At 34.5% G+C, this 12,096-nt stretch carries 12 protein-coding genes; 10 read left to right on the top strand and 2 right to left on the bottom strand.

All coding sequences use genetic code 11. The features are described 5' to 3' along the window. The first annotated feature begins 373 nt into the window (after positions 1-373). A complete protein-coding gene (entFM, locus tag AC1DS7_RS07210) occupies positions 374-1,666 on the top strand; it encodes an enterotoxin EntFM (protein WP_002012346.1) in 1,293 nt (430 codons plus the stop codon). A 166-nt stretch (positions 1,667-1,832) separates the two neighbouring features. On the opposite strand, the gene AC1DS7_RS07205 is transcribed toward entFM, so the two are convergent. Beyond that, positions 1,833-2,597: an alpha/beta fold hydrolase gene (locus tag AC1DS7_RS07205; protein ID WP_002141349.1), complete on the bottom strand. Its 765-nt coding sequence runs from the start codon at positions 2,595-2,597 to the stop codon at positions 1,833-1,835. 275 nt (positions 2,598-2,872) lie between these two features. Between AC1DS7_RS07205 and AC1DS7_RS07200 the strand changes: the two genes are divergently transcribed. The 8 genes from AC1DS7_RS07200 to AC1DS7_RS07165 all read left to right on the top strand — a co-directional run bounded on the left by AC1DS7_RS07200 (position 2,873) and on the right by AC1DS7_RS07165 (position 10,591). Further along, positions 2,873-4,633: an ABC transporter ATP-binding protein gene (locus AC1DS7_RS07200; protein ID WP_002031356.1), complete on the top strand. Its 1,761-nt coding sequence runs from the start codon at positions 2,873-2,875 to the stop codon at positions 4,631-4,633. Between the two features lie 86 nt (positions 4,634-4,719). Next, complete coding sequence (gene hitR / locus AC1DS7_RS07195; RefSeq protein WP_002031358.1) at positions 4,720-5,397, top strand: envelope stress response regulator transcription factor HitR; 678 nt, start codon at positions 4,720-4,722, stop codon at positions 5,395-5,397. Continuing rightward, entirely contained in the window at positions 5,394-6,467 is a 1,074-nt protein-coding gene (gene hitS / locus AC1DS7_RS07190; protein ID WP_016103187.1) for an envelope stress sensor histidine kinase HitS, read from the top strand. Before hitR ends, hitS begins: the two co-directional genes overlap by 4 nt. Positions 6,468-6,635: 168 nt before the next feature. Continuing rightward, positions 6,636-7,355, top strand: a complete 720-nt coding sequence (locus tag AC1DS7_RS07185; RefSeq protein WP_002012353.1) for a 3-ketoacyl-ACP reductase — start codon at positions 6,636-6,638, stop codon at positions 7,353-7,355. 149 nt (positions 7,356-7,504) lie between these two features. After that, the gene (locus AC1DS7_RS07180; protein WP_016103188.1) at positions 7,505-8,176 is read left to right on the top strand and encodes an O-methyltransferase; all 672 of its coding nucleotides are present in this window, start codon (positions 7,505-7,507) and stop codon (positions 8,174-8,176) included. A 133-nt stretch (positions 8,177-8,309) separates the two neighbouring features. Continuing rightward, positions 8,310-9,188, top strand: coding sequence for an aminoglycoside 6-adenylyltransferase (locus AC1DS7_RS07175; RefSeq protein WP_061674172.1), 879 nt, complete (start codon positions 8,310-8,312; stop codon positions 9,186-9,188). Positions 9,189-9,348: 160 nt separating this feature from the next. Continuing rightward, positions 9,349-10,179 (top strand): peptidoglycan-N-acetylglucosamine deacetylase, encoded by an 831-nt coding sequence (locus AC1DS7_RS07170; RefSeq protein WP_088039229.1) that lies wholly within the window; start codon positions 9,349-9,351, stop codon positions 10,177-10,179. A gap of 73 nt (positions 10,180-10,252) precedes the next feature. Beyond that, positions 10,253-10,591 carry an SdpI family protein gene (locus AC1DS7_RS07165; RefSeq protein ID WP_002086147.1) on the top strand — a complete coding sequence of 113 codons (339 nt, stop codon included), beginning with the start codon at positions 10,253-10,255 and terminating at the stop codon, positions 10,589-10,591. Positions 10,592-10,635: 44 nt separating this feature from the next. On the opposite strand, the gene AC1DS7_RS07160 is transcribed toward AC1DS7_RS07165, so the two are convergent. Further along, a complete protein-coding gene (locus AC1DS7_RS07160; RefSeq protein WP_002086146.1) occupies positions 10,636-11,244 on the bottom strand; it encodes an NUDIX hydrolase in 609 nt (202 codons plus the stop codon). An 81-nt stretch (positions 11,245-11,325) separates the two neighbouring features. Here AC1DS7_RS07160 and AC1DS7_RS07155 point away from each other — a divergent pair, with 81 nt between their 5' ends. After that, positions 11,326-11,964 carry a pyridoxamine 5'-phosphate oxidase family protein gene (locus tag AC1DS7_RS07155; RefSeq protein ID WP_002012360.1) on the top strand — a complete coding sequence of 213 codons (639 nt, stop codon included), beginning with the start codon at positions 11,326-11,328 and terminating at the stop codon, positions 11,962-11,964. The last annotated feature ends 132 nt before the right edge of the window (positions 11,965-12,096 follow it).

Here is a 12,096-nt window from a genome sequence, read left to right as displayed (position 1 = left end):
CATGATAAGAGTATGCTTCATGGAAGGGACTTTACTAGAAAATACATTCTTTGCATTGTATTAGATTAATAGAGTTTTTTAAAGTGGATAGCAAAAGAAAAATATATATTAAGATAATGAATGGAATGTCGAATTTTCAATGAAATACATAAGAAATTTGAAAAAAGCATTGCAAAAACACACTGTTTAATGATAAAGTTCACATGAAGTTCACACTAAATTCACTTCAATCGTTTAAAATAAACGATGTGTGAAAAATAAAACTCTTGCTAAAAAATGGAACTGGATGAATATTTTACTTTGATAATATTGTAAAGTACTAAGTTTATAGTTTTCTCAAGAGGATAGTAGGGAAAGGAAGTAAAGACAACTTATGAAAAAAGTAATCGCAGGTTTAGCAGCAGCATCTGTAGTAGGTGTAGCAGTTCCTGGAATGGATTCTGCTCATGCACAAGTTTCAAATGATGCGCTAAAAGAAATTAATGGACAAACTCAAACTCAAACGACTGTAACTGAAACAAAAACGGTAGAAACAACTTCTGAATTAAAATACACAGTAACAGCTGATGTATTAAATGTACGTTCAGGTGCTGGTACAGGACATAACGTTATTTCTAAAGTGAAATCAGGTCAAGTACTTCAAGTAATTGGACAAGAAAACGGTTGGTTCAAAGTTAGTGTAAACGGTCAAACAGGTTATGTAAGTGGGGACTTCGTAACAACTGGTGGCAATAAAGGAACTACTACTACTGTTCAGCAAGGAACAGGTACTTACACAGTAAACGTTTCTTCATTAAACGTACGTACAGGCCCAAGTGCATCTCATACTGTTTTAGGTTCTGTAAATAAAGGAAAAACAGTTCAAGTTGTAGGTGAAGTTCAAGATTGGTTTAAAATTAACTTCAATGGTGGAACTGGATACGTAAGTAAAGACTTCGTAACAAAAGGTGGTTCAGCTGTATCTAACGAAACTCAGCAACCAACTACAAACAACAACAACAATACTACTACAGTTCAAACTGGTGGATCTTATGTTGTTAACACAGGTGCTTTAAAAGTACGTACAGGTCCAGCTACATATAACCCTGTAATTGGTGGGGTAACAAATGGTACAGTATTAAACGTTACTGGCGCTGAAAATGGTTGGTATAAAATTAACCATAATGGCCGCACTGGTTACGTAAGTGCAGACTTTGTTAAGTTTGTAAAAGGCGGAGTGAACAATGTAGTTACTGGTGGTAACCAAGGTACGAACCAAGGTACGAACCAAGTACAAAAACCAACAGCACCAACAGGTGGAGATACATCTTCAATCGCTGGATTCGCTAGATCTTTAAATGGTTCACCATACAGAACTGCTGGTACAACACCTGCTGGTTTTGACTGCAGTGGATTCATTCACTACGTATTAAATCAAACTGGTCATAAAGGCGCTCGTCAAACAGTTGCTGGATACTGGAGCTCTAAAACAAAGACTAACAGTCCACAACCAGGTGATTTAGTATACTTCCAAAATACTTATAAATCAGGTCCTTCTCACATGGGCGTTTACTTAGGTAATGGACAGTTCATCAGTGCAGAAACTGACGCAACTGGTGTACGCATTAGCTCTGTAAGCAACTCTTACTGGAGTAAGCACCTATTAGGTTACACAAAAGCATACTAAGAAAAAGTATTTTATATACTTTTCGTATAGAGAAAAGGCTTTCCAGGGAAACTTGGGAAGCCTTTTTCATAGTTGGATAAACTAACAGTATAGTAGTATTTATCCTGCTATTTGCGGGATAATAATCAGCGGGGATGGACAAATCCCCGCTGATTAAAGTTTCACTTTATGTCAATTTTCCATGCAAAAACTTAGCATATAAATCATGAAAATAGTTTGGACGGAATAAGTTTGCTGCATGACCTGCTAATGGAATTTCTTTATATAAAACGTTCGGAAGAATGGACTTCAAATCAAAGAGACAAGATTTATAGAGATGATCATGTTCTCCCATCACCCATAATATAGGATGGGGAAGTGCTTTTAATTTAGATTTTAAGTCGAATTCTAAGCGGTGTCGTAATGACTCAGCAATAATGGACGAGTGTAATTGTAATCCGAAACGGTAATAAATATTTCGTGAAATAACAGCGAACGGATTTGCCCTTAGTATTCCACTTGGAAAAATAGTACTAGCATACTGAGAAAGCCAAGATGAATATTCATCACCACGTTTTTCCCAAAAATTCTGAAAAACATTATATAAACGGGAAGGGTTATTATAATGTCCACCAATATGACAAATACTCAATACTTTTTCTGGATGCATTTGTGCAAATGTCGTAGAGATATAACAGCCATAGCTTAGAGCGCAAATATGAGCCTTTTTAATTCCCTCTTTTTCATACAAGTTCAATAATTGATCTACGAGGCGCTGTATTGAAAAGTCGATAGCTTCTCCTTTATCGTCGCCGTGACCTAATAAATCATAAGTTATAATGTTGTAGGAGGCAGAAAATCGTTTATGCTCTTTTTTGAAGGCGCGGCGATTTCCAACTAATCCATGAATAAAAATGATTGTTTCCTTTTCGGAATGTGTATTTGTTTGCAAAAAGGATACTCCTTTCAATGCTGGAGATTTATATAGTGTTTTAAATTAGCTAATTGATAAAATTAGTTATATATTTTCTATGCGTAGTCTATAATTTACATAGAATAATAATAAGTACCAGGTAATAATATCAGATATTTATACTTGTTGTAAAGATGAGTTTATATGTATATTTTGTAAAATTAGAAAAAAGTGTGTTTACATTCAGTTTACATTTATAGCGTATTCTAGTTTTAGAAAGAATAGTTTTGTTTATAACGAGGAGATGAACGACAATGGAAGTTAGGAATACAGAAAAGAAAAAAGGGAATTGGAGGCAGTTTTTACGTCTCATTCAAGATACAAATCCACCGAAAGGCATTCTTATTTTTGCATTAATAATGAGCTTACTTTCTACTGGAGCGAGTTTGTTTATTCCAATGCTGACAAAAGGTTTAGTTGATAATTTTTCACTTTCTTCAATTAGTACGGGACAAATTGTTGGATTAATTGCATTCTTTATTATTCAAACAATTGCTGCAGGATTGTCAATTTATTTACTGAATTATATTGGACAAAAAATTGTAGCTGGACTTAGAGAACGATTGTGGAAAAAGGTACTTATTTTACCAGTGTCTTATTATGATCAAAACAGAACGGGAGATACAATTAGTCGTATGACAAATGATACAGGTGTTGTTAAAACATTAATTTCTGAGCATTTGTCAAACTTATTAACAGGCGGTATCTCAATTATTGGGTCATTAATTGTATTATTTGTTTTAGACTGGAAAATGACAATTTTACTTTTAACGGTTATTCCATTATCGGTACTAATTTTAGTTCCACTTGGACGGAAAATGTATAAGATTTCAAAAGCACTTCAAGATGAAACGGCTTCTTTTACTAGTGTATTAACACAAGTACTATCAGAAATTCGTTTAGTAAAATCTTCAAATACGGAAAAAAAAGAATATGAAACAGGTAATACAGGTATCCAAAAATTATTGCAATTTGGTTTGAAAGAAGGAAAAGTGCAAGCATTAATTTCACCTGTTATGTCGTTTGTTTTAATGGCATTGCTTGTTATTATCGTAGGGTATGGTGGAATGCGAGTTTCTAGTGGTGCATTAACAACAGGTGAACTTGTAGCATTTATTTTGTATTTGGTTCAAATTATTATGCCAATGAGTCAGTTATCAATGTTCTTTACTCAGTTCCAAAAAGCAATTGGTGCAACCGAAAGAATTAATACGATTTTAGAATATGAAGTAGAAGATCATGAAACAGGTATGAATGTTACAAATGCGAAGCAGCCGATCGTTATTGAAAATGTACATTTTGAGTATAACGAAGAAGAGAAAATCTTGAAAAATATCGACTTCACGATTGAATCTGGAAAAGTAACGGCGATTGTAGGGCCAAGTGGTAGCGGAAAAACAACTTTATTCTCGCTGTTAGAACGTTTTTATGAGCCAACTAGTGGTTTCATAAAATTAGGGAAAGAACCAATTACAGCATATTCATTACAATCATGGCGACGTCAAATTGGTTACGTTTCACAAGATAGTCCGTTAATTGATGGAACGATTCGTGATAATATTTGCTACGGTGTTGAGGGTGAAGTGACGGATGAAGAAATTGAAAAAGTAGCAGCGATGGCGTATGTTGATGCGTTTATTCATGATTTACCAAGTGGATACGCAACAGAAGTTGGAGAGCGTGGTGTGAAGCTTTCTGGAGGGCAAAGACAACGAATTGCGATTGCTCGAGCGTTACTACGAAACCCGCAAATCCTTATGTTAGATGAAGCGACATCAAGTCTTGATAGTAAATCGGAATCGGTTGTTCAGAAGGCGTTAAATAACTTAATGAAAGGTAGAACAACTTTAGTTATTGCGCATAGACTTTCTACTGTTGTAGATGCAGATAAAATTATCTTTATTGAAAAAGGGAATCTTACAGGAAGTGGCTCACATGATGAGTTATTACGGACACATGACATGTACCGTGAATTTGCAATGCAACAATTGAAAATTAAAGAAGGAGCATTATAGAATGAAAACAAACAGTGAAGGGGCACTTCACTGTTTGTTGATTTTAGAGTGCTAAAAAGTATGTTAAGCAGAAAGGATATGATTCCTTGATACCCAAAATTTTAATTGTAGATGATGATCCGCACATTAGAGAACTTGTTTCTGTATTTTTGGAACGAGAAGGTTTTCAAACATATGAGGCCGTTGATGGATTAGATGCTCTTCGAAAAATAGAAGAAGTGAAAGTCGAAATGGCGATTATTGATATTATGATGCCAAATATGGATGGGTTTGATTTATGTTATGAATTAAGAAAATACTATGATATCCCAATTCTTATGCTGACTGCTAAAGGTGAAACATCTCAAAAAGTAAAAGGATTTCACCTCGGAACAGATGATTATCTTGTAAAACCATTTGATCCTTTAGAATTAGTTGTGAGAGTGAAGGCATTATTAAAACGTTACCAAATTACAGTATCGCAATCTATTCAAGTTGGGAATGTACTGTTAAATCGTAAAACATTTGAAGTTAACGTTGGAGAACAAACGGTGACGCTGCCGCTAAAAGAATTTGAGTTGCTCTTTACATTAGGATCTAAAGCGGGAAGAACTTGTTCAAGAGAGCAATTAATAGAAGACGTATGGGGATATGATTTTGAAGGGAATGAACGCACGCTAGACGTTCATATTAATCGGTTGCGTGAAAAGTTTCAAGAAGAGCTATCAAAGTTTAGTATAAGGACGATAAGGGGCTTAGGGTATCGCTTAGAGGTAAGTAAATGAGAAAAAGAGAAAGAATGAGTAAGATGAAGATGTTAAAAGTAATGGGGGCGATAGTAGCGCTCTTTGCTTTTCTTACTATAATTTGGTCAATAGCCTTTTTTGTATCGTCTAGTGTAATGAAAGCTTTTGAAATAAACGTATCGCCTTTTATTACTTTTCTAATTAGTGATATGGTCGGCTTTGTTTTTATCGTTCTTATTTGGACATTAATCGGAATTTTAATGAGACCGAAGCGAGAGGCGATGATTTGGACGATCATTGAACCGATACAAAAAATTGCAAAAGGGGACTTCTCTGTAAAAATACGGAATGAAGAAAAGTATGATGGTGAAATTGGTGTGCTTGTAAAAAGTATTAACGATATGACGGATGAACTTAATGCAATGGAGAAAATGAGACAAGAATTTGTATCGAATGTTTCTCATGAAATACAGTCGCCATTAACATCTATTAAGGGATTTGCTCGAGCGCTACAAGATGATAATCTACCAGTTGAAAAAAGAAAACATTATCTTACTATTATTGAAACTGAAACAACGCGATTATCTAAATTGAGTCAAAATTTATTGAAGCTAACACTTTTAGAGTCAGAGGAGTATTCACCAGAAAGAGCTACTTATCGATTAGATCAACAGTTGAAACAAATTGTGTTAAATAGTGAGCCTCTTTGGGATGAAAAAGGACTTGAGCTAGATCTTGATATGGATAAAGTGTGTGTTACTGCAGACAAAGAAAGTATGAGCCAAGTATGGATTAATTTAATTCATAACAGTATTAAATTCACACCAAATGGTGGCACGATTACAATTCATTTAAAAGAACATAAAGAATTCCTGGAAGTAAGTATTCATGATACGGGAATTGGTATATCCGAAGAACAGAAACAACATATTTTTGAACGTTTTTATAAAGCGGATTCTTCACGAAACCGTGCTTATGGAGGAAGTGGATTAGGTCTAGCAATTGTAAAAAAAGTACTCGACCTTCATCAAGGAAAAATAAAAGTTGAGAGTGTAGAAGGAAATGGTACAGAATTTATTGTGCGTATTCCAAATCATGAAGAAAAATAGTGTTAGAAGGAGGCCTTCTAACACTATTTTTCTTTAAAAATGCATTTACCATTACTATAGTTACCTATAAGTAACCTACGCACATAAAAGTGCATCATTGCCTTTTTACATAAACATAGCTACACTTTTAATATAATAAACAACTGAGAAGATTAAGGAGTGTTACACTTGGCAGAATTATTACAAGGAAAAAATGCTTTAATTACAGGAGCAGGTAGAGGGATTGGTCGCGCTGTAGCGATCGCATTAGCGAAAGAAGGCGTAAATGTTGGTCTTTTAGCTCGTTCAGAAGAAAACTTAAAAGCAGTTGCGAAAGAAGTAGAAGCAGAAGGCGTAAAAGCTGTTATTGCGACTGCTGACGTATCTTCATATGAAGAGGTAACTACTGCAATTGAAACATTAAAAAACGGTTTAGGATCTATCGATATTTTAATTAATAACGCTGGTATTTCTAAATTCGGTAAGTTTTTAGAATTAGAAGTTGCTGATTGGGAAAAAATCATTCAAGTAAACTTAATGGGTGTATACTATGCAACTCGTGCAGCTTTACCAAGTATGATTGAACAACAATCTGGTGATATTATTAATATTTCATCTACAGCAGGACAAAAAGGTGCACCTGTAACAAGTGCATATAGTGCTTCTAAATTTGGTGTTCTTGGTTTAACAGAATCGTTAGCGATGGAAGTTCGTAAACATAATATCCGTGTAACAGCTCTAACACCAAGTACAGTAGCAACTGACATGGCTGTAGACTTAGGATTAACTGATGGAAACCCTGATAAAGTAATGCAAGCGGAAGATATTGCAGAGTTTATCGTAGCGCAGCTGAAATTAAATAAACGTACATTTATTAAATCAGCAGGACTTTGGTCTACTAATCCGTAAGGGGTAAATATAAAGTACAAAGAAGGGACATCTATTCTGTAATGGAGTGGGTGTCCCTTCTTTATTTTTTGTGTATGAAACGGAATTTTCGATATAATTAAATGTGAATGGTAGATAAGTATTAAAAACTTTAAGGGGATGGTATTTACATGAGTACGATTGAGAAATGGACGGCTGTTGATCAATATATGAGTGATGTATTAATACCGAAAGACTCTACATTAGAAGAAGTTCTTCAAGCAAATGCTTCAGCTAATTTGCCGGCACATGATGTATCGCCAACGCAAGGGAAGTTTTTACAACTATTAGTACAAATCCAAGGAGCTCGTAACATATTAGAAATTGGCACTCTAGGCGGATATAGTACAATATGGCTTGCAAGAGCATTGCCATCTGGAGGGCGAATTGTTACATTAGAAGCAAGTGAAAAGCATGCTGAAATTGCACGGAGCAATATTGAGCGTGCCAATTTGAATGATAAAATTGAAATACGATTAGGATTAGCGTTAGATTCTTTAAAACAAATAGAAAATGAGAAGTATGAACCATTTGATTTTATTTTCATAGATGCGGATAAACAAAATAACCCTGCTTATTTTGAATGGGCACTGAAACTATCACGCCCTGGTACTGTAATTATTGGGGATAACGTAGTACGTGAAGGTGAAGTTATTGACAATACTAGTAGCGATCCTCGTGTACAAGGGATACGCCATTTCTATGAGCTAATAGCTGCTGAGCCGCGTGTAAGTGCTACTGCGCTTCAAACTGTAGGAAGTAAAGGGTACGATGGGTTTGTAATGGCAGTCGTAACAGAGTAATGTAAGGAGGAAAAAGGGATGAAAAAGAAGTTTCAAAAATTATAACGTGTATCTTGTACAACGAATTTAGCTCGTGGACCTCCAATTTACATAGCTTTATATTATATATTAAAAACTTGGAGGCTATAAGAAGATGAGAACTGAAAAAGAAATGTTAGACTTAATTATAAATACAGCAAAAGAGGATGAAAGAATTCGAGCTGTCATCATGAATGGGTCACGTGTGAATCCAAATGTGAAAAAAGATTGTTTTCAAGACTATGATATTATTTATGTTGTAAAAGATATACAATCTTTTACGTGTAATCATAGTTGGATTAATAGATTTGGAGAAATAATGATTGTGCAAATGCCGGAAGAAATGTCGTTACTTCCAGCTGATAAAGACGGGAAATTTCCGTATTTAATGCAGTTCATGGATGGGAATCGAATTGATTTAATGCTAGTTCCAGTTGATTTAATAAATAAATTTATTGGACAGGATAGTTTAAGTGAATTACTACTGGATAAAGACAATTGTATTGGAGAATTTCCGCCAGCAAGTGATAAAGATTACGTTATAAAAAATCCTACAGAAAAAGAGTTTTTCGATTGCTGTAATGAATTTTGGTGGTGCAGCACAAATGTAGGGAAAGGGTTATGGAGAGAGGAACTTTCTTATGCGAAAGGAATGCTTGAAGGCCCAATGCGAGATATGTTAATCGTAATGATAGAATGGCATATTGGCATGAAAACAAATTTTACAGTGAATACCGGAAAGTTTGGTAAGCATTTCGAGCAATATGTTGAAAAAGATACGTGGGAGCAATTTAGAAAGACATTTTCAAATGCAGAATATGAAAATATATGGGAGTCATTCTTTGTAATGGGTGATTTATTTAGGGAAGTTGCGAACGAAATTGCTAACACATATGGATATCAATACCCGCAAGATGATGATGACAAAGTGACAAGCTATTTAAAACATGTGAAAGTTTTGCCGAAAGATAGTACATCGATTTATCCCGCATAAACGGGCAGTAAAACCCCCACTGATTAAAGTTTCACTTTATTAATTGTATAAAGCAGTAAGACTGTCCTAATTACGGACAGTCTTATTTTTGTTCATGAATAAGAAATTCTCTAACAAAGTGCAGATGAATCACATATGAAATTTTAGGGAGGTTTTTATCATGTATTATTTTTATGCGCCAGAAATGTTCGTTCCATTTCCTTTGGGGCTAGAACGCAATATTTCGTATGCTTATATGCCATATCATTCATTTTATTATGGAAACTATATAGACGCAGTGCCGTATGTATTAAATGTTCCGCAAAATGATCAAGTCAAAGTGAAGGAAGAGAATCGGGGGTCATGGACACCTTTTTCATGGGTTGAAAAATATGCGTATGCATTTTCAGGACCATACAATAAAGCGGAAGTAGCTCTTACATTTGATGATGGACCAGATTTAGTATTTACGCCAAAAATTTTAGATAAGTTAAAACAATATAATGTAAAAGCTACTTTTTTCTTACTTGGTGAAAATGCAGAAAAGTTTCCGAATGTAGTAAAGCGTATCGCGAATGAAGGGCATGTAATTGGTAATCATACGTATAATCATCCGAATTTAGCGAAAGTAAATGAGGCTGAGTACCGTAATCAAATTATAAAAACGGAAGAAATATTAAATCGTTTAGCTGGTTATGCTCCTAAATTTATACGTCCACCGTATGGTGAAATACTTGAAAATCAATTGAAGTGGGCGACGGAGCAAAATTTTATGATTGTACAGTGGAGTGTTGATACAGTTGATTGGAAAGGGGTAAGTGCGGATACGATTACAAATAATGTGCTAGGGAATTCATTTCCAGGAAGTGTCATACTTCAGCATTCAACTCCAGGTGGACACTTACAAGGATCTGTAGATGCGCTAGACAAAATCATTCCACAGTTAAAAACGAAAGGGGCACGTTTTGTAACACTTCCAAGTATGTTCCAGACATCTAAAGAGAGAAAATAAAAATGTTAATAATTGGAATTTTAAAAGTTGTATAGTATAATGAAGGTGTAAGTTAGGGGGGGGGATATAATTGATGGATGCACTAGTAAACGTAGGAATGAGCATATTGATTGGTATTATATTTATACTTGCGGCACTTATTCTTCAAAAAAATCCACCGACGGATATTAACGCAGCATATGGTTACCGTACGAAACGATCTATGAAAAATAAGAAATTATGGGATGCAGGTAACAAGTATAGTGCAGAAGTGATGAAACAAAATGGATTCATCATGATATTAATTGGAAGTGTGATTAGTATACTGTTTAGATATCCACATACAATGATTGCGATTATGATTGTTATGCTGTTATTAATTATACGATTATTTATACGAGTAGAGAAAAAATTAAAGATACTTGAGCAATAAAAAAATAAGACTCCCGAATAAAGTAAGCTGGGAGTCCTATTTTTTTATAAACTATTTTTGTTTAGCGATTCTTGTCCTTGCACTATAACAAATTCATAGTATTCAAGATCATAAGGATAAATATCTTCAAATGTTATCGTTATCGGATTATTGTTTAAAACAGAATTAGTCGTTAAAGATGAAATCTCTCTTCTTAATAGTTGTAGAAAAGAAGTCGCATGTACTTTCATCACATCGTCTACTTCTTCACCTGGTGCAAATGGAAGTGGTTTTATTACATTGTGGAAATACATATGACAAAACTCACGATCAGTAAGGCTTGAAATTTCATAATCTATTTTATAGATTCCTTTGTATGTTAAATCATTCGTTTGGAAGGAAAGACCCAGTTCTTCCTCAATTTCACGTAGACCGCCAATTAGTACATCTTCATCATGCATAATATGTCCGGCGGATGTAATATCCCATATACCCGGAGCTTCTTTTTTATTATTAGAGCGTAATTGGAAATATAAGAACATATCCTCAGCATCTTTTTCTACAAACCAGCAATGAAATGTTTCGTGCCAATCACCGTCACGATGCACGTCATCACGTAATTTCTTTCCAAGTGTATTTCTTTCAGGATCAAATATTGTTAACCACTCTGTCATTTTAATTCCCCTTTCTGCAAATTTTATTATACAATATTTGTATTGAATTTTGGGAAAATAAAGAAAAAGGAGTGATTATTAGTGAAGATAGAGAATAAGGAAATAAAATCAATAATTTCAACTGAGGAAGAATTACGACAAATATTGGGGCAACCAAGTGAACGGGCTTTGAAAAAAGTTATTTCATCACTTGATCACCATTGTGTAGATTTCCTGTCTAAATCGCCTTTTCTAGTATTATCTACTGCAAATAAATTCGGAGAGTGTGATGCTTCGCCGAGGGGAGACGCACCTGGATTTGTATATGTATTAAATGAAAATAAAATTATCATCCCAGAAAGACCGGGTAATCGTCGTATAGACTCTATTTTAAATATAATTTCAAATTCGCACGTAGGGTTAATCTTTTTTATTCCGGGTCTTGGGGAAACACTCCGAATAAACGGTAAAGCATATATTACGAACGATGAAGAAATTTTGAAAGAAATGCAGGCGAATGGACGCAATCCGTTACTTGGAATTGTTGTTGAAATAGAAGAATGCTATATTCATTGTGCAAAAGCTTTTATTCGTTCAAAAATGTGGGATCCAGAGTCATGGTTAAATAAAACAGAGCTACCTTCAGCACCGAAAATGTTAATGGAGCATGCGAAAGTGAATGCTTCAGAAGAGGAAGTTGCACGTTCTTTAGAAGAAAGTTATAGGGAAAGATTGTATTAAAAATTATTTTTTAAATATAGTGTTGAAGTATGAAACTCTAAACGTTTTAGAGTGAGACTTTAACTATGAATATTGTTAATTTGTATGTGATGAATATATGTGCAAGAGAATACATCTGTATTAGATGATTTG

This window comes from Bacillus sp. P4_E1, assembly GCF_056401715.1.
The sequence above is the reverse complement of the archived record's forward strand: the minus strand, read 5'-3'. Positions and strand labels throughout refer to the sequence as shown.